The organism is Candidatus Methylobacter oryzae (assembly GCF_003994235.2).
Taxonomy (GTDB): Bacteria; Pseudomonadota; Gammaproteobacteria; order Methylococcales; family Methylomonadaceae; genus Methylobacter_A; species Methylobacter_A oryzae.
The window spans coordinates 283,073-304,436 of sequence record NZ_RYFG02000121.1 but is presented as its reverse complement, the minus strand read 5'-3'; the positions used below and the strand labels follow the sequence as shown (position 1 = coordinate 304,436).

Here is a 21,364-nt window from a genome sequence, read left to right as displayed (position 1 = left end):
GCAGGGCCCGCCCGTCGTAAAACACAAGTTTGTTCAAGACCGTCATTTAGGCATGAAGGTTGAAATCGCGGCCGACCTCTGTATTCTCACGGAACCCGTGAAAACGAGAGAAAAGTCCTTCTCACCTTAATCCACCTTAGACTAAGCAATTAAACCTAATCGCATATCCCGATTTGAGCTTGTAGCTGATAAAATAATCCAATTTAACCATCTTATAGTGCAAAGGTTCTGCTTTCCACAGAGTCGCACAGGGCAAATATTCTATGAATCGCGGTTTTAGCACCATTCTTGCAGCACAGTTCTTTTCATCACTGGGGGATAATGCTCTTCTTTTCGCAGCTATCGCTCTACTTAAAAGCATGGACGCTCCCTCCTGGCAAACGCCGGTATTACAGCAATTCTTTGTAATCGCCTTTATCGTACTCGCTCCGTTCGTCGGCGCATTTTCCGATGCGTTACCGAAAGGACGGGTCATGTTCATCAGCAACGGTGTGAAGATAGTCGGTTGCGCGACGATGTTATTAGGCATGCATCCGCTGCTCGCCTACGGTTTTGTCGGCATCGGCGCGGCTTTATATTCCCCGGCTAAATACGGCATTCTGACCGAATATCTTCCCAGCAGTAGATTGGTATGGGCGAACGGCTGGATGGAAGGCCTGACCGTTGCCTCGATTATTTTAGGCGCCGTATTCGGCGGCTTATTGATCGGTCATCGCGTTGAGGACCAAATCGTTCAGCAACTGGGAGCGCTTGAATTCAACGGCGGCATCGATACGGCTCCGGAATTCGCGATTCTCGTGATCCTCGGCCTTTATTTCATAGCGGCAATACTTAACTATTTCATTCCCAAGTTAGCCATTGAACACAGCCTGCCTAACCGCTCGCCGAAATTCCTGCTGCTGGACTTTTGGCATGGTTTTAAGCTGTTATGGAAAGACCCGTTGGGCCAAGTATCCCTGGCGGTAACCTCGCTGTTCTGGGGAATCGGAACCAGCCTGCGTCTAATCGTTCTCGCCTGGGCTGCGGTCGCATTAAAGCTCGATCTGGAGCAAGCCACGCAACTAACGGCCTTGGTTGCAATCGGCCTTGCGATCGGTTCTGTCGTGGCGTCTAAAACAGTGGAGCTGGAACATGCCGTGAAGGTATTACCGTTGGGCATAGTGATGGGCTTTGTGATTCTAAGCATGGCATTAGTAAGCGACGTGAAGCTTGCGGCGGTGATACTGGTAGTGATCGGCACCTTGGCCGGCAGTTTTGTAATCCCGATGAATGCCTTGTTACAGCACCGGGGCCATCAACTGATGGGTTCCGGGCATTCCATCGCCGTGCAAAACTTCAACGAAAACCTCAGCATTTTATTGATGCTTGGCGCTTATGCGTTAATGATCGATGCCGGGCTTTCAGCGCATACGGTTGTGGTCGTGTTCGGACTGTTTTTATCCGCGACAATGGGTTGGATATACAAAAAACATACTCACGATCAGGATTAATATTCATCGCTGACAGACCGATGAAAAAGCGGGTTTTAATTATGTCGGCCGGGGCCGGAACCGGCCACATTAAAGCCGCCGAAGCCTTGGAAAAGTCTTTTGCCGCCGACGGCAGGGTTGCCGAAGTCGTCAATAACGACGCGCTGCAATACACCAACAAACTGTTCCGGGATTTTTATTCCAGCTTTTATACCTCGCTGGTGCGCTCCGCGCCGAACTTTCTCGGCTGGTGGTACAAAACCACCGACGAACCCTGGCATACCGACCGGATGCGGCACATGATAGACCGGCTGAACACCAAGCCGCTGGTTCGCTTCATCCGCGACTTCGCCCCGGACATCACCGTCTGCACGCACTTCATGCCCGCCGGCATCATCTCCCACCTGATTGCGACCCAACAATTGCAAGCGCGTTTATCGATTGTAGTGACGGATTTGGATTTTCATGCGATGTGGCTGTCGCGTTCGTTTCATCGCTATTTTGTCGCTATCGACGAAACCAAGGCGCATCTGCAAATGCTCGGCATTCCGAGCGACAGAATCACCGTGTCCGGCATACCGATCGATCCGGTATTTCAACAACCCGTCAACCGCATCGAAGAACGGATTCAACGCGGATTGAATCCCGAAAAGCCGGTCCTGCTGCTGTCGGCCGGCGCTTTAGGCGTAGGCCCGACCGAGTACATGGTCGAACGCTTGCTGAGCCTGAACAGCGACGCGCAAACGATAGTCGTCTGCGGACGCAACCACGAACTGCAACAACGCATTGTGCGGTTAACCGAGAAACGAAACGATAAATTTAAGGTGCTGGGTTACACCGACGAAATGCACAAACTGATGAAAACCGCCGATATTTTTATCGGCAAACCCGGCGGCATAACAACCGCCGAAGCCGTCGCCTGCGGACTGCCGATGTGCGTGGTATCGCCGATTCCCGGCCAGGAGGAAAGAAACAGCGATCATCTGTTGGAAGAAGGTATTGCAGTCAAATGCAACGACTTGACCACCCTGCCGTTTAAGCTGGAGCGCTTGCTGGAAGATCCGGACAGGTTGGCCCGGATGAGGTTCAACGCCTTGCGTTTCGCCAAACCCAATGCCTCGGCGACCATTGTCGATACCTTGCTTGAAGATCGGCTTCCGCCGTTATCGTTTAATAAAAATCAGCGGGAGGCGATGGTGTTGGCGGCTGGGATGGAGTGAGGGTTAGTGAAAACAAACGTGCTTAATGGTGGGCATGGTATTGATGCAAGGAACCTGCTGGCGCTGCTTACAGATGGCCCAGTTGACTGAAAGATTAGCCATTGTTATCAGTTGCGGAGTAGATTTCTGAGAATCTCATATCCTTCCATAATCAGCTCTGGATGGTCTCTTTCAAGAGCAAATTCTGCGTAACTTCCATCACTCAATGGAATCTGAAAAGCTAGGAAGTGTGTCAAGTGAGTTGCCGTTTCAATATTGTCGATACTCAGACTAGGACGCGGAACCCATAATGTTCTGCTGTGCCTCTCAAATGCTAGGGCCTGAAATTCCTGGAGGTAGGACGAATCCTCTTTTTTCGGGGAATCAATGGAACGATGGGCGGTGTGTTTCATGCGAAAAGGAAGTATTTTGTCAATCCTTGGTGTTTGAATATTTGGCAAATGCTCATTGACAAACCTTGATTGAGAGAAGTAGTAGAACTGGCCGATCCGATTGACCCACGCGACTGCCTCATGCTGTAAATCTTCTATGCAACCCCGAGGTTGTGCGTTGTCGCTTTGAATCAATTTTACAAAGTTCCGGTAATGGTAGTCCATACCCGACAACATCACCACGGCCCCATTTAACTGGACGAAGTCGGATCGAACAAGATTCGAGGTAGACCTTACTAGCATTGCCTTAGCACGTAACGAAACAGTTTCAATATCAGAGAGGTCACAATCAGGAGCCGGATCATCCGAGCACCAACGGTCTCTGTCGTTATTTCTTGATTTAACATTCATGGGCAGTTGATTGCCATACGGACTTCACAAATAGAAGCAAGCAAACATTGCCGCCTCAACATCTGCCGCCAGCCATGATTGCGTTGTTCTTGCTGGATTAGCGATTTTTGCAGCATTTAGCAATCTTGCTATTTCTTGGCAATCAACAGAAAACTCAGAGTACCCTGTTGGGCTAAATGAGTAAGGGAGCTTATCGGTAAGGATACTGTCATAGACGGGGCAAATATCTGGATTTAGAAAACGAAGATGTTTAGATGCAAACGAAGGAGTACCAAGTCCATGAAGTTGATTTAAACTCGATAAAGCAGCGGATACATTTGGCGAACTGGTATTTAAATGTGCATAAGCATCAACAAAAGCGTTTTGTATTTGTTTTCTTGTATTATTTTTTATGACACGTCCACCGACGCCAGCAAAATTGCCCCAGCGGCAAACGGATCTGATGTAGTTTTCCATCTCAGGAAATGAAAATCCTTTAAGAATCAGAGCAGTTGCCATGTCTTCCAATTTAGAAACTCCCGGAAACTTTATGAGATGCTTATTCATCAAACTCGGAAAGTCTGTGAAAACGAATTTTGAGCCTATAGTTATTTCTGTGGATGCTTTATGTAGATACATGAAAATATCAAGTAGTTGTATGTTTTATTAAGAGGGGATAGCGCCGTAGGATTCGGTGAGGCACGCCGCATCCTACAGCAACATTAAACCAATTTGCGGTCATTAGGCTATTTTAGAGCGATAGTCGCTGATGAGTCGAATACAAACCTAAACTCTAGAAATATACCTCAGTATATTACGCCCCCTCCAATCACTCCGCCCTTAAAGCCTTCAGCGGCTCCAACCGCGCTGCCTTCATAGCCGGCGCCACGCCGGCGGCCATGCCGATCAGCAACGAAACGATAAACGCCGCAACGATATAATCCCAGGCCAGTTCAACCGGCAACGCAGGCAGCGCGGTATCCGGGATTTGGACTATCGCAATGCCCAACAACACGCCGCAAAGCCCGCCTGCCCCGCTTAACGCCAAGGTCAGAATATTCAGAATAGAATCCATGCGCTTTTGGAAATTTTAAAAATACCGGACAAGCCACACATTAAAATCTCTATGCCGTTTTCTCGCCTTTTTGCAAAGCATGTAAAGATTCTATCAATGTATCCTTCAGCCTATGAAGCTCCGCTAATTGTATATCTGGATTCCTGTCTTTCTTGGCATAACTTTCTAAAAAAACCTTGGCTAGCTCATGAATCCGATGATGAAGCAGTGTTATGCGTTGAAAGTTTGTCTCCTCGCCATAATTCGCTAATCCGGCGTTCTTTAACCAGCTTCCTAGCCGGCATTCGTCTTCGCTCAGCGTTGGCGGTATTTCGCAAAGACCGTTAACGTAATTTTCGATGCCTAGAATCCACGCTCGATGTTCGACTCTTGCGAAAATTAAAGGCAGATCTTCTCGGCTGACAGCAAAAACGTTTATCCAGGTTGGATCAATACGCCAGTTAGCAGACCAAGCAGGCATTGCATCGGCAGGCATTGGCCGGGCTATGCCATAACCCTGGGCTAGTTCACAACCTAACTCTAGCAACATTTGCCCATGCTTGGCTGTTTCGACGCCTTCCGCAATGACTTGGCGCCGGAAGGCGCAAGACATACCCAACACGCCTTCAAGAATTGCGAGATCATCGGGGTCATCCAGCATGTCCCGAACAAAACTCTGGTCTATCTTAAGCAAGGTAACAGGCAGTTTTTTAAGGTATGTCAAAGATGAATAGCCGGTACCGAAGTCGTCCAGTGCAAACGTCACCCCAAGCTCCCGGCAAGCCTCCATAATTTGGGTAATTTGGGCAATGTCCTCTAATGCGCTGGTTTCAAGTACTTCCAATTCCAGGCGGCTAGGGCTAATCCGGGGATGTTGCTCAAGTATTTCGCACAGGCGCTCAACAAAATTTGAATTTTGTAACTGATACGCGCCGACATTGACGCTTACCGGTATATCCAAGCCATCGAGACGCCAAAACTCCATTTGGGTCAGAGCTGCATCGATCACCCATTCGCCGATTTCGACGGCTAAAGGATGATCTTCGATTAACGGTAAAAAATCCGCTGGCGGCACAAGTCCTAGTTCCGGATGTTGCCAGCGGATCAGTGCTTCGGCTCCGATAATTTCACCTGTCCGCATGTTTACTTTGGGTTGGTAATACAATACGAATTCACGATTAATTAATGAGAGTCGAAGACGCTCAATTTTTTCATGATAGCCGCGAATATCGTTATCTTGTTCGGTATCAAAAACGTGGTAACGGTTCTTGCCTTTCAATTTAGCGTGATACATGGCCTGATCCGCTTGCCTCAATAGCAAATCCGCATCGACCTCATGAGATTGGGGATAAAAAGTAACCCCAAGGCTGCCGGAAACCTGGAGCTTAAGATTATTGACCGTCACCGGATGAGCGGCGGCTTCCAACAAGCGGTTGATGATCGGCAGGCAAACTTCTATGCAATCCAAGTCAAGCAGCACGGCAACGAATTCATCGCCGCCGAGACGGGCAAGAGTATCGCCTTCTCGTAGCGATTCTTTCATTTTTGCCGCCACGGAAATCAACAATTGATCCCCAACATCATGCCCGTGTTTATCGTTGATGAGTTTAAAACCGTCAAGATCAAGATAGATAACGGCTAAAGATTGTTCATGCCGAAGCGCATGATGCATGGATTGGAAAATGCGGTCTGCCAGTAGTACGCGATTAGGCAATTGCGTCAATGCGTCATAATGGGCGATATATTCAAGCTGTTTCTCGTGTTCTTTGAAATCCGTAATATCGGAAAATAATGCAACGTATTGTTGGGTAATGCCCTGATCGTCCTTAATGCTGTTGATTGTCAACATTTCAGCATAAATTTCGCCGTTTTTACGGCGATTCCATATTTCGCCGCCCCAACAACCTTGTTCGCGCAGAGCATGCCAAAAAACGGCATAGAACTCTTTTTCATGCCGGCCGGAACTTAGCATGCGTGGATTTTTCCCCAAAACCTCATCCCGGCTAAAACCGGTAATACGGCTAAAAGCATCGTTAACGTCAATAATTGTCCCTTCTGCTTCCGTAATCATAATACCTTCTCGGGCATGGGAAAAAACATTGGCGGCAAGCTGGAGTTTCTTTTCGGCACGCTTACGTTCGGAAATATTTTCCGAGATGATGGTTATTTTATCGGTAGCGGTGGCAAAAATATAAAAAGAGAACCATCGATCCAGTTCGGCTAAATAATGCTCCCATCTCGCCGGTTCGGCGGTTAAAGCAACACGACCGAAAACCTCAAGCGACTCCCGGTTATTCTCGCAATAGCCTGGTATCAACTCGCTGATCCGACGCTCCACGGGATTCTCACGAATGCCTGAGACTTCGGCAAAAGCCGGGTTAACGGAAATATACTCTAAGTCAACCGGTATATTTTGTTCAAAGATTACACGACAATGAGCAACACTATTCGTTATATTGTCGTATAGCGACCGATAAGTTGCCGCGGCTTGTTTCCGTTCGGTTATATCCCGATTAATACCAAACAGCCCGACTGCCTGGCCAGCCTGATTGAAGACAGGTCCCTTAATGACCGAGAAGTCGAATTCCTTGCCATCACAAGTGACAATATGCTCCTCATAGGATTGTTCAAAAGACCCAGACAATATCTCCAGGTCTCTAGCCATCAATTCTTTGGCGATCGCTTCCGGAAATAGAAAATAATCGTCACGCCCCAAGATGGATTCCGGAGTTTTGCCAACGATGGCAGCAGCCCCAGCATTGATAAGTTGATAGCGTCCCTGAATGTCCTTCACAAAAATGGCATCGGAAGTGCCGGACACAACCACATTCAGCAAGCGCTGATTGAACTCCGCCTTAGTCAGCGAGCGGCGCAAAACTTCACTCAACAAACTGACCGCTACGCCGTTGATTATCAGAAACAACCATTGAAGCAGGTCATGTTTAGCAGAGATAACGAAAGTATGGAGGGGGGGAATGGCAAAGTAATTAACGCCCCAAGCCGCGATAAAGGACGAAACCAGACCAGGTCCAAAACCACCTAGCAATGCGCTAAGAATAATTGGGAACATGAATAAAATCAGCAAAGACCTATTTTCGAATTGAACAGCGAGGCTTTCGCGCACGGCGAGCATGGCTACCGTGATGACAATAGCGAATAGATACATTAACCAGTGGGTTCGGCTTTCGGGAACTAGAGCATGGGTTACCGCATCCCAACAAGTGGATGAACTATTCTCTTGAGCGGGAGGAACTGCACGTAAAGCCAGAAAGAACATTGCCGCTGATGTGATGACGAAAAAAACCCCTTTTGCGGTCGATAACCAAAATAACGAGTCTATATCAACAAAGACCTTTAACAATTCATCCGTTAAAAAAATCCATGCCAGGGCCAGTATCGAATAGCTGGCTGTTGCCATCGCGATGAAACTACTACGTTTGTTGATCGTAAACTTCATTTAAAATTTTTCATTACAAGTTTTATTTGGTTTCTTCGACCGGCTTGTTTGGCAAAGAAGGCTAAAAGCGAAAAGCATCGCGTTTTATGAATTTCATCAGAAACGCTTTTATCAGGTTATCAGGGAAATTTTAACTATATTAATTTCTACTGGAAAGCATATAGCCTATTGCGTTAATAGTCAGCTATCTGGGAGGGCCTCAGATAATTGATTACATTTTCCCCAAGGATTGTTTAGCTAGGCTATTGCTCTCGCCTTTTGAAATATACTTCATCTATAAAAAAACCCAATCATTCCGTGCGTAAAGCCTCCAACGGCTCCAACCTCGCAGCCTTCATAGCCGGCGCTACGCCGGCGGCCATGCCTATCAGCAATGAGACGATGAACGCCGCAACGATATAGCCCCAAGCAAGTTCCACCGGCAACGCGGGTAGCGCGGCGTCCAGGATTCGGACTATCGCGATGCCCAACAACACGCCGCAAAGCCCGCCTGCCCCGCTTAACGCCAAGGCTTCACACAGGAACAGCTGGAAAATGGTTTGCCGTTCCGCGCCGACGGCCCGCAATAAACCGATTTCCGAAACCCGCTCCGAAACGGCAATCGTCATGATCGTCAAGATACCGACCGAGCCGACCAGCAGAGAAATGCTGCCCAAGGCCGCGACCGCCAGCGTCAGGATATTCAGGATGGAATCCATGCTTTTCAGCATCTGGTTCTGGGTGACGATGGTAAAGTCTTCGCTGCCGTGCCGGGCAATCAGGTTTCGCTTGATCGCCTTTTCCACTTCGGCAACTGCGGCGTTGCTGTTATAGAGCAGGTGAATCTCCATCAGGCTTTCCCGGTTAAACAGCTCCAGCGCCTTCGCGGCCGGGATATAGATCGTATCGTCCATGTCGAAGCCGACCACCTGGCCTTTCTTTTCCATCACGCCGATAACCCGGAAACGGTCGCTGCCGATCCTGATGCGCCGGCCTAGCGGGCTGGCCGTGCCGAACAATTCGGCCGCCAATTTATTGCCCAACACCGCGAAAGCGCGCGGATTGCTTTCTTCGGGAAGGAATCGCCCGCTACTGACTTTGATTTTCCAAATCTCCGGCACTGCGGAACCGACGCCCAATACATTCGTGCGCCGCTGCTTTTCGCCGGCTTCGATACGGGCGTTGCCTTGGACCGAAGGCGATGCGGCAATAATATTTTCCACTTTGCTCAAGCTAACCACGTCGGCCATGACCAATGGCCTGACCGTGCTGATCGTTGCGCCGGATACGCCAAAGGTCGTGGTTTTGCCGGGACGCACGCCGATCAGGTTGGTGCCGAACTGGGTAAATTCGGACAGCACAAAGGTATGAATGCCCCGCCCTATCGACGTTAATACGACCACTGCCGCAATGCCGATAATCAAGCCCAACGCGGTCAGCGCCGAGCGCAGTTTATGGCTGGTCACTGTCCGGTAAGATAATGAGATGAGATCGGAGTAGCGCATGAAAATATATAAATTCGTTTAGTCAAAACTAATGGAACACGGATGACACGGATTTGACAGATAAGCACGGATAAAAAGTAATGTAGAGTCCAGGGTCAGTAAAGCGACGTTTCCCCCCTCTGGAGAAGGCTTTCCATCACCGCACCAACCTCGGGTTCTATAAGAAAAAATCCGTCCAATCCGCGTCATCCGCGTTTCGTCTACCGCTTCGCCAGGGCCGCAACAGGATCGAGCTTGGCCGCTTTCCTGGCCGGCAAGACGCCGAACAACAAACCGGTCATCAACGCTACCGCCAATGCGGCAAGCAGGGCCCAAGGCGGCAATTGCAGCGGAAAATCCGGGTATAAAGCCTGCAACACGCCCAAGGTGATATAGCCCAACATCACGCCCAGCACCGCGCCGGCCAGCGACAACATCGCCGCTTCGGACAAAAACAGCCACAACAGCTGCCGCTTGGTCGCGCCCAATGCTTTCAGCAAGCCGATCTCGGCCGTGCGTTGCGTAACGCTGACCAGCATCACGTTCATCACCAACACGCCGGCCACCGACAAGCTGATTCCGGCGATGCCGGCCACGGTCAGCGTCAGCGCGGTCAATATCTTGTCGAACGTGCTGACCACGCTGTCCTGGGTAATCAGCGTAACGTCGTCTTCGCCTTCGTGGCGTGCCTTGACGATGGCCCTGATTTCATCGGCCGCTTTGTACATATCCGGCTTGGATTTGGTTTCAACCAATATCCTGAATAATGAGTAGGTATCGAACAAGGCCTGTGCGGACGCCACCGGAATAATCACGATCTCGTCAAAATCGATGCCGACCGATTGCCCTTCCGAGGCCAGTACGCCGATCACCCGGAAACGCCGGTCATTGATCCGCAGCCATTGTCCCAGCGCCGCTTGCTTCGCAAACAATTCGTTGCGTATGGTCTGGCCGATCACGCAAACCGGCAAGGCTTTATCAGCCTCGGTTTCGGGCAGGAAACTACCTTGCGCCACGGTTAAACGGCGCACTCGTCTCAAAGCGTGCGTCGAACCCACAACATTCGTTTCGCGCTCCAAACCGAGCGAAGAAACCGGCGCGGAACCGATAGTCAGCGGTGCGATGGCGGCAATATGACGGCTTCGAAACAGGGCCTGGGCATCGTCCAGCGTTAAATCGCGGGGCGTTTCGCCGAACAGCGGCGGCTGGCCGCCGGTGGTTTCGGTGCGGCCGGGCAGAACGATAACCAGGTTCGTGCCCAATGCTTCAAACTCATTAACCACATAGCGCCGGGCGCTGTCGCCCAAGGCCGTCAGCACCGAAACCGAAGCAATGCCGATGCTCATCGCCAGGATAATCAAGCCGGCGCGTAAACGCTGGGTGCCGATTGCGGCTAAGGATTGGGTTAGAGTGTCTTTGATGAGCATGATTTATTGTCCACGAAAAGCACGAAAGACACGAAAAACCTTCATAATACAATCCGCTCGACTGTTGCTTTCGGATGGCAACCAAAGTTAACCAACAACCCCAGACGCATCCCTGTTGCTTTCAAGTAATTGAGTACCTGCGCCTTATGAACTCCGGTTATGGTAGAAAGCGCTTTAATTTCAACAATAATAGAATCATGGCAAATAAAATCGGGGATATAAGTTTGTCGTAACATCTCACCTTTGTAGAAAAGTTTCAGCTCCTGATGTTCGATAAAGGGAATCTTGCGTTTTGATACTTCCTTTCCCAAGCATTCTTGATAGACAGCCTCAAGAAAGCCACAGCCCATTTCACGATACACGTCAAACACGGCGCCTTGTATCTGATAACACTCTTCTCTATAGCAAATATCCTCATCCATTTTCGTGCCTTTCGTGCTTTTCGTGGACAAAAATAAAACTATGCCCGTAGCGATTGTTCTGCTGCTTGCCCATCACCCTATCCGCCCATCGACAATACGGATTTTCCGGCTCGCCCTGTCGCCCAAATTCTGGTCGTGGGTAATAATCATCAGCGTCACGCCCTGCCGGTTAAGCCCTTCCAGTAACTCGATAATTTCCTTGCCGGATTTGCTGTCTAGGTTGCCGGTCGGCTCGTCGGCCAATAATATTTCCGGCCGCATGATCATCGCCCTCGCAATCGCGACGCGTTGCAGTTGGCCGCCGGAAAGCTGGTCAGGTTTGTGGTCGGCGCGGTCTTGCAGGCTGACCGAGGCCAACGCTTCTTGCACCCGTTGCTTACGCTCCTTCGCCGCCACGCCCGCCAGTATCATCGGCATTTCAATGTTTTCCGCCGCCGATAAACGCGGAATCAGGTGAAAAAACTGGAATACAAAACCGATGTTTTCACGGCGGATTTTAGCGAGCTCATCATCGTCGAGCTGCGTAACCGGCTGATCGTTTAACAAATACCGGCCCGAACTCGGCTGGTCAAGCAGGGCTATTACGTTTAATAACGTCGATTTGCCGGAACCCGACGGCCCCATCACCGACACGTATTCACCTTTTTCGATAGTGATGTTAATGTCGTTCAACGCATGAACGACCTGCTCGCCGACCTGGAAGTAGCGATGGATATGTTCCAGCCGTATCATTTTTTTACGCGGGCACGAGCGCCGGCAACGACGCCTTCCCGGCCGACCGACAGCACGACTTTATCGCCGGCATTCAGGCCCGACAGCACTTCGACGGTATTCCAGTTAACCAAGCCCGGCTTGAAGCTGCGCTCTTCCAACACGCCGTCCGGCCGCATGACCAAAACCCGGTTATTCTCCAATACCGCTTCGGCGGGCACCCTGAGCGCTTGGGGTTTGCTGGCCAGCAAGACTTCAATATCGGCGCTGTAGCCGGGCAGCAAACCGTTAAGATCTTTCGGATCGGTTAGTTTGACTTCCACTTCGACGGTGCGCGCCTGTTTTTCTTTTTCCAACACATACGGCGCGATACGGCTTACGGTGCCGGAACAGCGTTTGTCGGCAAAAGCATCCAGCGATACGCAGGCGCTCATACCGGTTTTGATCTGCGGCGCATCGACTTCGTCAATCGGCGCGGACACGTACAAGCAACTGACGCCCAGCAAGTCAATGGCGGGCAAGGTCGGAATGCCGGGCGGCGACGGCGTGATGAACTCGCCCAGCTCGGCGTTGATTTCGGCCACCGTACCGTCGAACGGCGCTACGACCAAGGTACGCTCAACGGCAGCTTGAGCCGCATCGCGACTGGCCTGGCTGACGGCAACGGCTTCAAGGGCCGCATTGCAGGATGCCCGCTTGGCGCGGGCGCCGGTCGCTTTAATATCGACCTGTTCTTCGGAAATAATATGATTGAATTTTTGCAGGCGTAACGCGCGGTCCGCCTCGCGCTCGGCGCCCGCGCCAAGCTGGCAGGCTTGTTCGGCGTTAGCCCGGTTGGCCTTGATTTGAGCGTCCTGCAACGCGACTTGCGCTTTCAGGTCCTTGTTCCAGATCTCCATCAATAGCTGGTTTTGCTTCACCTTGTCGCCTTCCTTGACATGCAACTCGGCCACCTGCCCGCCTGTTGCCGGAGCCAGGTAGGCGCGCCGGCAGGCTTTAACCGTACCAACGCGGGTATTCGACACTGTTGCCCTCACTTCGCCTTGCTCAAGAGTCACGACTTCAACATCGACCGGTTTCGGCTGCTTGGTAAACAAGTAAACGGCAATAATCAGCGCAATGCCGATCAGGATAATCAGTGTTTTTTTGCCCGCTGCAATCATAAGTAAGTTTGGGTCGTCGAAAATAGTGAGGTTGAAACGCTTATTTAATTTGGCCGCCAGGATTCAGAAAATTCACGAATCAACAGGACAAACACGCCTGTTCATTCTACCCAAATCCTGCTGTTTGTTATATTCCATCGCTAATGAATTTAAAGATGGAACACGGAAGACACGGATTTTTACGCGGCTAACTTCTTAAGCAATTTCGCTAAAGTTTTCCAGCATTTTGGAGTGCAAGCAGCTCTGCTTGCAAAGCAGGCAAAGCCTGCACTCCGACTTTGAACACGACTTGAAAACTGATACCCGGGTACTTGCCGTGTCAACCCGTAAAATCCGTGGCATCAGGACAGGAAATGATCCAGTCATTTCCCTGCATTCCCCGCATCCCTGTGGGGAATGCAGGAGCAATTGCCGACTTCTCTTTTTAGTTGCCTATCAATGTATCTTAACGAATTACAGCGACTGTAGTATTTGTATTAATGCTCTGGATAAGCATCTTAAAAAGAATTTCGGGTAGTCCTAATAACGTTATACCATAGCGATTAATGGTTACCGTACCGGAGCATCGCCTTGAACAAACTTTTCGCATTGATTTTACTCGCCCTGCTCGCCAGCCGTGCTGTTGCAGAAACGGTTATCGAAGTGGTCCCGTTAAATAATCGGCCCGCATTCGAGATAGTGCCCTTGCTCGCGCCGTTGCTTGGCAACACCGCTCAGCTTGTCGATAACGGTTCCAATCTACTGGTCAAGACGACGCCGGACAAGCTAGACGAAATCAAGGCCATCATCAGCCAGTTGGATGTACGCCAGAGCAATCTGCTGATCACCGTCATCCAAAGCAGGCAAACCACCGCCGATGAACTTAACGCGGTCGCCAGGGCTCAAATGAACGTCCGGACTAATGATTCGTCTGTATCCGTCGGCGGCAGGATGATCGGCCATTTGTATCAAACGCAAGATAAAGGCGATAATGAAAGCACTCAAACCGTTAGAACGATGGAAGGCGTCCCGGCCCAGATTAGAATCGGCAATATGTATCCGAGACAGAACTTTTCAGGCTACGGTTACCCTACGACAACGGAATATTCAGAAGCAACAACCGGTTTTACGGTCACGCCCAGATTGACAGGACAGCAAGTCATTCTTAGCGTTTCACCGTGGTCGGACAGAATGAACGGGCTCGGGCAAATCGAGACCCAGAATGCTCAATCGACAATCAGGATTAATTTGGGCGAATGGGTAGAACTCGGGGCAGCCGGCGAGAGCATTAACCACAACGCCAACGGTGCGTTGGTCAATACCCGCCAATCCGATAAAAGCCAGATGCATATTTCGGTTAAGGTAGACAAGGCGGATTAACCTTAAATATAAATTCATTTCCGGCTTTCGTTGCCGGTCAGCCATACACTGATGATTTATAAAGGATTTATTGGGCAAGATGGAAAAAAAAGCCAAAATCTGGCATTATGCCGATTTTAATCGACCTTGTGTTCATCAAGGTTGAAACAACTTTTATTAAGGAAAGCAATGACTAGTCTCCCCAAATGTCCCAAATGTAGCTCGGAATTCACTTACGAAGATAACGATATGTATATCTGCCCCGAGTGCGCACATGAATGGTCAAAAAATGCCCCATCCGAAGATACTTCCGATGTTCGTATCGTTAAAGATGCAAACGGCAATGTATTACAAGACGGCGATACCGTCACCGTCATCAAAGATCTGAAAGTTAAAGGATCGTCATCGGTTGTAAAAGTCGGCACCAAAGTCAAAATCCTCCGTCTGGTCGACGGCGATCACGACATCGATTGCAAAATCGACGGTATCGGCGCGATGAAGCTTAAATCAGAGTTTGTCAAGAAAGCTTAAATAGACAAAAAACGAGCTCATTCAGGAATTGGCGTTTTACGCCACCCGAATGAGCTCGTTTTTTTATTCAATATTCGAGTCCGTTATAGCAACAAGCTAAACGGTTCGACGGTTACCTTATCCCCCGCCTGAACGCCTTTAGATTCTTCCGGCAAAACGATATAACAATTGCTCCGGCTCATCGAGCTAAGAATATGCGAGCCTTGTTGCCCCGCTGAAGCGACGAAAAATTCGCCGTTTTTATCTTGGCTAAGAATGCCGCGCTGATACTCCTTCCTTCCGGCAGATTTTTTTAATGCCGAGGTACAAATCGCAGTCAGCCTTAAGGCTGTTAAACAAGCAACGCCGGAAAGCTGCCTTAACGCCGGAGCGACAACCTGTTGAAAGGTTACGGCCACGGCAACCGGATTACCGGGCAGTCCAAAAAAGCAACACTGCCCTATCCTGCCGAAAGCCAGCGGTTTACCGGGTTTTATCGCAATTTTCCAGAAATTGACTTCGCCGCAGCTTTGCAGGGTTTCCTTGACGTAATCGGCCTCGCCGACTGAAGCACCGCCGGTCGTGATGATCACATCGTAATCCTTTGAGGCTTTAATAAAACTATCTTCAAGCAACTGTCTATTGTCGGCAATAACGCCCAAATCGGTCAGGCTGTAGCTTTGGTCCGCCAATAACCCACCCAGCATGGCGCGATTGCTGTCGTAAATTTTTCCGGGCTCCAGCGGTTTGCCCAGTGCGGTCAATTCGTCGCCGGTGGAAAAATAGGCGATTTTCAAACGGCGCTTAACGATAACTTGCTCAACTCCGGCTGAAGCCAGTAACCCCAGATCGACCGCCGTCAGCTGTTTAGGCTCGGCTATTAAGCAGGCGCCTTGTTTTACGTCTTCGCCGATTTTCCTGACATTTTGCCGGACTTGCGTATTGGCTGGAAAATGTACCGCTTGCCCGTCAGCCTGAACGTGTTCCTGCATGATGACTGAATCGGCTTGCTCCGGCACCACCGCTCCGGTAAAAATCCTGACGCACTGGCCGGGTTGCAATCGCCCTGCAAACGGCCGGCCGGCCCAGGAAACGCCGGCCAAAGTCAGCGTAAATGCTTGTCCGTCAATTATGTCCCTGCTTGCAAATGCATAGCCGTCCATAGCCGCATTCCGGTCATGGGGAATATTGATCGGGGAAAGAACCGGCTCTGCCAGTATCCGTCCCAGGGCTTCGTTCAACATCACTTTTTCGGTACCGTCGACAGGTTTTATCGCGGCTTTAATTTTGTCCAGGGCGTCGTCAATAGACTGCAATGGCTTGAATTCCTGGCTGCATGCGTCAATCATGGCTTTTCATCAGATGGTTTCGAATAAAGTCGGCAATCATTTGCGGCCGGTTGAGTTCCAGTTGCACCAAATAGTCCGGCGTGTTGAGTTCGGCATCCGCCGCTATCGCGATAATGTCCGGATCGTTAGGGTAAAGCAAGGGCTTTTCAAGCGAGGAGCGATGCAATTCAATTTTAGGAAACTGCTCTGTCTTAAAACCTTCAACCAAAATCAGGTCCAGCTCGGATTGATCGAATTGTTTTAACTGATCGTCCAGTCGAGGCTCATTTTCCGGGCTGAACTCGGTAATCATCGCGCGCCGATACCGGGAAACCAGCATGACCGGCGAGGCGCCGGCCTTGCGCAAACGGTAACTGTCTTTTCCCGGTTGATCGATTTCAAAATCATGGTGGCTGTGCTTGATCAGGCCGATACGCAAGCCGTTTTGTTTCAAAATCGGGATCAATTCAGCCAGTAACGTCGTTTTGCCGGTTCCGCTTGCGGCAACAAAACCTAAAACCGGAATTTGTGCATTCTTCATTTCAACCAAATTATTAGATTGTTATCATAAGATGTCATATTCTAAGGTATTATTTATTCAAATACCATGAACACCGGAACGGGCGTAATACCACGGCTATTGCCGCTTTAACTATAATTTAAGCGTAAGAAAGAATGGTAGCTTTCAAAACGATCTTAAACAAATCGTAACTATTCAGCGTGTTCCCAATAGAACACGGATGAGACGGATAAAGCGGAATTGGGCAGCTTGCCTGCTCAAACGAAACTTATGCCCTTTGGGTATGGAGCGGATTTACACGGATTTTTAACCCAAGCCAAATTTAAACCCGTGATTATCCGTTTAATCCGTGTTCAATTTCTCTATATGTTGAATAGTTACAACAGCTCATAAGTCCAGGAGTAAACCTTGATTCGAATTTTTCTAATTTTGCTATTGATCGTCGGCGCATATTTTTGGATACGCACGCGCTTAAAAAAGTCGCCGGCAATATCGGCTCAGCAGATCAAAACACTTTCTCTAACTATTGCGGGATTGATCATCCTCTTTTTGGCTGCAAGCGGGCGCTTGAACTGGCTTTTAGTTGCCGTGTTGCCGATATTGTTACGTTACGCGCCTTATTTGCAGCGGCTATGGCTGGAATTCAAATTCAGAAAACAACGCTCATCGCAGCATCGGCATAAAACAAAGACTGAAGGCGAGATGTCGGTAGAAGAGGCCTATGAAGTGTTAGGTTTGAAAGCAGGCGCATCGGAATCGGAAATTATTGCCGCGCATCGTAAATTGATGCAAAAAATGCATCCCGATCGTGGCGGATCTCACTATTTAGCCAGCAAAATAAATTTAGCTAAAAAAATTCTGTTAAAGAAATAACCCACCATGACATCCGTTACATCAAAGCTGATTTTCCTTGCGTCATTGATGGCTTTATTGAATGGCTGCTCCTCTGTCGGTGGCAACTATGCGCCTGTCACCACAAATTCACCCAATATTTCTAAAGCGGTTAAAAAAGAGGAGACAAAATTTCATCAGGTAAAGAAAGGCGATACGCTGTATGCAATAAGCTTGATTTATGATCTCGATTACCGGCAACTAGCACAATGGAACCAAATTGCCCCGCCTTATAAGATAGAAATAGGCCAAAAAATAAGAGTGTCCGACCCGAATCCGGGAAGTTCTTCGCCGATGCTTGAGCAAACGGATTTGGAAGTACCGGCAAAGCCAAAACAAAACACCGTAACCGCAACGGCTACCAACAAAATCATTCCATCGAGAAAAACCTTTGTCTCACCCAATGCGACGCCAAACCTGGCCTATAGGCCGTCGTATAAAACCCAACCGTCTAACATCACTGCTGAAAAAAGCGGAAGTAGTGCGCAAAAAAAATCAATTATTTCAATTGATAATGGAAACATGTTAAAGTTAAACTTTCAATGGCCGCTAAAGGGAAAAATTTTAAAATCTTTCTCTGAAGTCGATAACAAAGGCATTGATATAGCTGGCGAAATGGGACAAGACGTAAGCGCTGCTGAAGCGGGCAAAGTCGTATACAGCGGACAAGGCCTGATCGGCTACGGAAATTTGCTTATCATCAAACATAACGATTTGTACTTAAGCGCTTACGCGAATAATAGCCAACTACTCGTCGCGGAAGGATATACCGTTGAAAAAGGTGACGTTATTGCAAAAGTCGGCCAAGCAGGATCAAACCTTACGTCACTGCATTTTGAAATAAGAAAAAACGGAAAACCGGTAAATCCAATTAACCTTTTACCGGAAAAATAATTAAATCATTTCGGTTTAGACCGAACACTGTAGAGGTTATTATGAAAGCAGAGTTAGTTGGGCTATTAGACGATGATGTTTGCGTGTTATTTGACGACGATTTGCCTTTTGACGATGAACTCCAAACAAGTTCCGCTATCAATGAAGCATTGGATATTGATGAAATAGTAACGATAGAAACGCATCAAGATAAGAGCATGGATGCGACACGGGTTTATCTGAATGAGCTGTCGCGCTCTCAATTACTAACCGCAGATCAGGAAAAAATCTATGGCTCAAGGGCTCTGATGGGCGATGAAGCTGCCCGCCGGATCATGATTGAAAGCAACTTGCGCTTGGTCGTTAAAATTTCCCGCCGTTATCTCAATAGAGGCCTGCCGTTACTGGACTTGATTGAAGAAGGTAATTTAGGACTGATGCGTGCCGTTGAAAAATTCGATCCTGAACGAGGTTTTAGATTTTCAACCTATGCAACGTGGTGGATCAGGCAAACTATTGAGAGGGCCATCATGAATCAGACGCGAACCATTCGCTTGCCGATTCATATCGTCAAAGAAATGAATACTTATCTTAAAGCCCAACGCCACTTGTCGCAATTACTCGACCATGAGCCTAATGCCGAAGATATTGCTGAGCATTTGGCTATACCGGTCAATAAAGTTGAAAGAATGCTCAAACTCAACGAGCGGGTTACCTCCATCGATATCCCGGGCGGCAAGGATTTCGACAAACCTTTAGTTGAGTCGATTTCCGATGGCGAAAGCTTATCGCCGGCTGAAACAATACAAGAAGACCGCATCAAGCAAAATATTGCCAAATGGATCTTTCAACTTCCCGAAAAACAACGCGAAGTTATATGCCGCCGTTACGGGCTTTGCGGTTACGAAGGCTCAACCCTTGAACAAGTAGCTCAAGAACTGGGCGTAACCAGGGAACGTGTCAGACAAATCCAAATGGATGCGTTAAAAAGAATGAAAGAAATTCTGGAATTTAACGGCTATTCTTTCGAAGCTATTTTTAATTGACGTTACATTTCATGAATAACTGCATGGACGGATATTTGCTCCTGTATTCCCCAAGTTTTACCCAAAGGGCATAAGTTTCGTTTGAGCAGACAGCGGCTCAACCCAGCCTTATACGGGGAAATACAGAAGCAAATGAACAGCGTCAGAACAACTTTATGTTTCCTGCTATCGGCATCCTGCAAATGCGGTCTGCAACGGCCAATCCCTATAATTAAAAACCTGGCCTTGCTCTCGAACTGTGGCGCAAGCACTCAGTGATACTTCTGCAAAAACCCACTGCACTTCATTAAGATTACCCTCCGCTAAGATACCGTTATCGGGAAATCCGCGATCCACTGGCGTATAGACAGCCGCCGCGCCGATATTGACATCTACGGCTTCAGACCACGGCGCATTGCCTACCAGGGCTGATTGAACGACATAACATTGATTTTCCAAGGCTCTTGCCTGACAACCTATTTTAACGCGATGATAACCGGCAAGCGTATCCGTGCAACTCGGCACTAAAATAAGATTCGCTCCTGCTTCAACCTGCTTTCTTGCCAGCATTGGAAATTCACTGTCGTAGCAAATATTGATGGCGATTCTTCCATAATCGGTATCGAAGTATCTTAATTCATCGCCTTTTTGTATCAGCCACTGCTCGTTTTCAAAACGGGTCATCATCAGTTTATCCTGATGATCGATTTGACCATCCGGCATAAATAGATAAGCCCTGTTTCGATACACGGCAGAATCCGTTTCCACCGGGAATGTACCGGCTTGAATAATGCACCGGTATTTTTTAGCCAAGCCCTGGAACAAGGACAAATAGTCATTATGCAGCGACTGCATGGCTGCCAATTGCTTGCTCAAGGATGAATAAACGTCTTCGCCGAATAGCGAGGCCAGCTCCATGCTGGCGTACTCGGGGAAAAGCAAAATCTTCGCATCCTGTTCCGACGCTTTTGCAACCCAGCGCTCAGCTTTACTTTGATACTGCTGCCAATTTTCCAAAAAGCCGATGTCGTATTGGGCCGTTGCAATTTTAACTTTCATGTTTTAACCAAAAAGTCATAGGTTTAGGGGTTTCGTTCGCATCATCCAGATCTTTCCAAACATAAGAGGTATGAAGTTCAGGATGTTTGACATAACCGCGCTTGTTCCAGAATTGGTCCAGCGGCACATAATCAGCCGGCCGTCTAGGATGATCGACCGGCCTTTCCACGCAACAAAAACAAATATGCTTGAATCCGCCTAAATTTTTGGCGTGAGCCTCCCTCTCTTCAAAGAAACGAACACCGATGCCTAGGCCGCGATAACTCTTATCCAACACCGACTCGCTACAATAAAAAACCTCGTCCAAATTGTAACCATGATCAAGAAACGGCTTTTTCAATTCATCGGTTTCATATTTCATCGGAATTGCTGTCGATGCACCGACCACTTTATCGCCGTCAAAAGCGATGACGATCACACTGTCAGGACAATCGATATAAGTCTGCAAATATTTTTTCTCATAATCGATATCTCCATCGTACAAATACGGAAAATCTCGAAACACTTCGATTCTAAGCCGCGCGAGTTCTGGAATAAACCGTTCCAGAGCAGGGCCGCTGCATCTTTCAATACGAATATCTTTAGCCATAACATTAAAAAAACAAAAAAGAAGCACATTTTAGCCGAACGCCGATAATTTGCGTAGTTCAAGCCGTGAAAAACGGTTTTCAAC

20 protein-coding genes are annotated in these 21,364 nt (G+C 48.7%); 7 read left to right on the top strand and 13 right to left on the bottom strand.

The genetic code is table 11. The features are described 5' to 3' along the window. Positions 1-263: 263 nt before the first annotated feature. A complete protein-coding gene (gene lplT, locus EKO24_RS22105) occupies positions 264-1,490 on the top strand; it encodes a lysophospholipid transporter LplT (RefSeq protein WP_127026663.1) in 1,227 nt (408 codons plus the stop codon). A gap of 20 nt (positions 1,491-1,510) precedes the next feature. Next, on the top strand, positions 1,511-2,689 hold the full coding sequence (locus tag EKO24_RS22100) for an MGDG synthase family glycosyltransferase (RefSeq protein WP_127026664.1): 1,179 nt from the start codon (positions 1,511-1,513) through the stop codon (positions 2,687-2,689). A gap of 107 nt (positions 2,690-2,796) precedes the next feature. On the opposite strand, the gene EKO24_RS22095 is transcribed toward EKO24_RS22100, so the two are convergent. The 9 genes from EKO24_RS22095 to EKO24_RS22055 all read right to left on the bottom strand — a co-directional run bounded on the left by EKO24_RS22095 (position 2,797) and on the right by EKO24_RS22055 (position 13,147). Continuing rightward, entirely contained in the window at positions 2,797-3,471 is a 675-nt protein-coding gene (locus tag EKO24_RS22095) for a hypothetical protein (protein ID WP_127026665.1), read from the bottom strand. Positions 3,472-3,495: 24 nt separating this feature from the next. After that, on the bottom strand, positions 3,496-4,017 hold the full coding sequence (locus tag EKO24_RS22090) for a hypothetical protein (protein ID WP_136949081.1): 522 nt from the start codon (positions 4,015-4,017) through the stop codon (positions 3,496-3,498). Positions 4,018-4,279: 262 nt separating this feature from the next. Beyond that, on the bottom strand, positions 4,280-4,525 hold the full coding sequence (locus EKO24_RS22085) for an ABC transporter permease (protein ID WP_338324041.1): 246 nt from the start codon (positions 4,523-4,525) through the stop codon (positions 4,280-4,282). A gap of 49 nt (positions 4,526-4,574) precedes the next feature. After that, positions 4,575-7,961 (bottom strand): EAL domain-containing protein, encoded by a 3,387-nt coding sequence (locus tag EKO24_RS22080; protein WP_127026667.1) that lies wholly within the window; start codon positions 7,959-7,961, stop codon positions 4,575-4,577. 290 nt (positions 7,962-8,251) lie between these two features. Beyond that, the gene (locus EKO24_RS22075; protein ID WP_127026668.1) at positions 8,252-9,445 is read right to left on the bottom strand and encodes an ABC transporter permease; all 1,194 of its coding nucleotides are present in this window, start codon (positions 9,443-9,445) and stop codon (positions 8,252-8,254) included. A 200-nt stretch (positions 9,446-9,645) separates the two neighbouring features. Next, complete coding sequence (locus EKO24_RS22070; RefSeq protein ID WP_127026669.1) at positions 9,646-10,851, bottom strand: ABC transporter permease; 1,206 nt, start codon at positions 10,849-10,851, stop codon at positions 9,646-9,648. A 41-nt stretch (positions 10,852-10,892) separates the two neighbouring features. Then, complete coding sequence (locus EKO24_RS22065) at positions 10,893-11,273, bottom strand: GxxExxY protein (protein ID WP_127026670.1); 381 nt, start codon at positions 11,271-11,273, stop codon at positions 10,893-10,895. Between the two features lie 72 nt (positions 11,274-11,345). Further along, positions 11,346-12,005 carry an ABC transporter ATP-binding protein gene (locus tag EKO24_RS22060; protein WP_127026671.1) on the bottom strand — a complete coding sequence of 220 codons (660 nt, stop codon included), beginning with the start codon at positions 12,003-12,005 and terminating at the stop codon, positions 11,346-11,348. Then, positions 12,002-13,147, bottom strand: a complete 1,146-nt coding sequence (locus tag EKO24_RS22055) for an efflux RND transporter periplasmic adaptor subunit (protein WP_127026672.1) — start codon at positions 13,145-13,147, stop codon at positions 12,002-12,004. The genes EKO24_RS22060 and EKO24_RS22055 overlap by 4 nt, the downstream gene beginning before the upstream one ends. 570 nt (positions 13,148-13,717) lie before the next feature. Here EKO24_RS22055 and EKO24_RS22050 point away from each other — a divergent pair. Next, the gene (locus EKO24_RS22050) at positions 13,718-14,506 is read left to right on the top strand and encodes a hypothetical protein (protein ID WP_127026673.1); all 789 of its coding nucleotides are present in this window, start codon (positions 13,718-13,720) and stop codon (positions 14,504-14,506) included. Positions 14,507-14,674: 168 nt separating this feature from the next. Then, positions 14,675-15,016, top strand: coding sequence for a zinc ribbon domain-containing protein YjdM (locus EKO24_RS22045; RefSeq protein WP_127026674.1), 342 nt, complete (start codon positions 14,675-14,677; stop codon positions 15,014-15,016). 83 nt (positions 15,017-15,099) lie between these two features. Here EKO24_RS22045 and moeA read toward each other — a convergent pair whose 3' ends face one another. Beyond that, entirely contained in the window at positions 15,100-16,344 is a 1,245-nt protein-coding gene (gene moeA / locus EKO24_RS22040) for a molybdopterin molybdotransferase MoeA (protein ID WP_127026675.1), read from the bottom strand. Beyond that, on the bottom strand, positions 16,337-16,864 hold the full coding sequence (mobB, locus tag EKO24_RS22035) for a molybdopterin-guanine dinucleotide biosynthesis protein B (protein WP_127026676.1): 528 nt from the start codon (positions 16,862-16,864) through the stop codon (positions 16,337-16,339). Before mobB ends, moeA begins: the two co-directional genes overlap by 8 nt. Positions 16,865-17,251: 387 nt before the next feature. On the opposite strand from mobB, the gene EKO24_RS22030 reads away from it, so the two are divergent. From EKO24_RS22030 to rpoS, 3 genes are read left to right on the top strand one after another with little or no spacing between them, the layout of a single operon-like run. Beyond that, positions 17,252-17,716 (top strand): DnaJ domain-containing protein, encoded by a 465-nt coding sequence (locus EKO24_RS22030; protein ID WP_127026677.1) that lies wholly within the window; start codon positions 17,252-17,254, stop codon positions 17,714-17,716. Positions 17,717-17,764: 48 nt separating this feature from the next. Further along, on the top strand, positions 17,765-18,628 hold the full coding sequence (locus EKO24_RS22025) for a peptidoglycan DD-metalloendopeptidase family protein (protein ID WP_161990645.1): 864 nt from the start codon (positions 17,765-17,767) through the stop codon (positions 18,626-18,628). Between the two features lie 41 nt (positions 18,629-18,669). After that, positions 18,670-19,653, top strand: a complete 984-nt coding sequence (gene rpoS / locus EKO24_RS22020) for an RNA polymerase sigma factor RpoS (RefSeq protein ID WP_127026679.1) — start codon at positions 18,670-18,672, stop codon at positions 19,651-19,653. A gap of 165 nt (positions 19,654-19,818) precedes the next feature. On the opposite strand, the gene EKO24_RS22015 is transcribed toward rpoS, so the two are convergent. Beyond that, a complete protein-coding gene (locus EKO24_RS22015; protein WP_127026680.1) occupies positions 19,819-20,691 on the bottom strand; it encodes a carbon-nitrogen hydrolase family protein in 873 nt (290 codons plus the stop codon). Beyond that, the gene (locus EKO24_RS22010) at positions 20,681-21,280 is read right to left on the bottom strand and encodes a GNAT family N-acetyltransferase (RefSeq protein ID WP_127026681.1); all 600 of its coding nucleotides are present in this window, start codon (positions 21,278-21,280) and stop codon (positions 20,681-20,683) included. The genes EKO24_RS22015 and EKO24_RS22010 overlap by 11 nt, the downstream gene beginning before the upstream one ends. Positions 21,281-21,364: the final 84 nt, after the last annotated feature.

What these genes read in the sequence shown, in the direction of transcription:
- lplT (WP_127026663.1), top strand. Translation starts at nt 264, where the DNA reads ATGAATCGCGGTTTTAGCACCATTCTTGCAGCACAGTTCTTTTCATCA.
- EKO24_RS22100 (WP_127026664.1), top strand. Translation starts at nt 1,511, where the DNA reads ATGAAAAAGCGGGTTTTAATTATGTCGGCCGGGGCCGGAACCGGCCAC.
- EKO24_RS22095 (WP_127026665.1), bottom strand. Translation starts at nt 3,471, where the DNA reads ATGAATGTTAAATCAAGAAATAACGACAGAGACCGTTGGTGCTCGGAT.
- EKO24_RS22090 (WP_136949081.1), bottom strand. Translation starts at nt 4,017, where the DNA reads ATGAATAAGCATCTCATAAAGTTTCCGGGAGTTTCTAAATTGGAAGAC.
- EKO24_RS22085 (WP_338324041.1), bottom strand. Translation starts at nt 4,525, where the DNA reads ATGGATTCTATTCTGAATATTCTGACCTTGGCGTTAAGCGGGGCAGGC.
- EKO24_RS22080 (WP_127026667.1), bottom strand. Translation starts at nt 7,961, where the DNA reads ATGAAGTTTACGATCAACAAACGTAGTAGTTTCATCGCGATGGCAACA.
- EKO24_RS22075 (WP_127026668.1), bottom strand. Translation starts at nt 9,445, where the DNA reads ATGCGCTACTCCGATCTCATCTCATTATCTTACCGGACAGTGACCAGC.
- EKO24_RS22070 (WP_127026669.1), bottom strand. Translation starts at nt 10,851, where the DNA reads ATGCTCATCAAAGACACTCTAACCCAATCCTTAGCCGCAATCGGCACC.
- EKO24_RS22065 (WP_127026670.1), bottom strand. Translation starts at nt 11,273, where the DNA reads ATGGATGAGGATATTTGCTATAGAGAAGAGTGTTATCAGATACAAGGC.
- EKO24_RS22060 (WP_127026671.1), bottom strand. Translation starts at nt 12,005, where the DNA reads ATGATACGGCTGGAACATATCCATCGCTACTTCCAGGTCGGCGAGCAG.
- EKO24_RS22055 (WP_127026672.1), bottom strand. Translation starts at nt 13,147, where the DNA reads ATGATTGCAGCGGGCAAAAAAACACTGATTATCCTGATCGGCATTGCG.
- EKO24_RS22045 (WP_127026674.1), top strand. Translation starts at nt 14,675, where the DNA reads ATGACTAGTCTCCCCAAATGTCCCAAATGTAGCTCGGAATTCACTTAC.
- moeA (WP_127026675.1), bottom strand. Translation starts at nt 16,344, where the DNA reads ATGATTGACGCATGCAGCCAGGAATTCAAGCCATTGCAGTCTATTGAC.
- mobB (WP_127026676.1), bottom strand. Translation starts at nt 16,864, where the DNA reads ATGAAGAATGCACAAATTCCGGTTTTAGGTTTTGTTGCCGCAAGCGGA.
- EKO24_RS22025 (WP_161990645.1), top strand. Translation starts at nt 17,765, where the DNA reads ATGGCTTTATTGAATGGCTGCTCCTCTGTCGGTGGCAACTATGCGCCT.
- rpoS (WP_127026679.1), top strand. Translation starts at nt 18,670, where the DNA reads ATGAAAGCAGAGTTAGTTGGGCTATTAGACGATGATGTTTGCGTGTTA.
- EKO24_RS22015 (WP_127026680.1), bottom strand. Translation starts at nt 20,691, where the DNA reads ATGAAAGTTAAAATTGCAACGGCCCAATACGACATCGGCTTTTTGGAA.
- EKO24_RS22010 (WP_127026681.1), bottom strand. Translation starts at nt 21,280, where the DNA reads ATGGCTAAAGATATTCGTATTGAAAGATGCAGCGGCCCTGCTCTGGAA.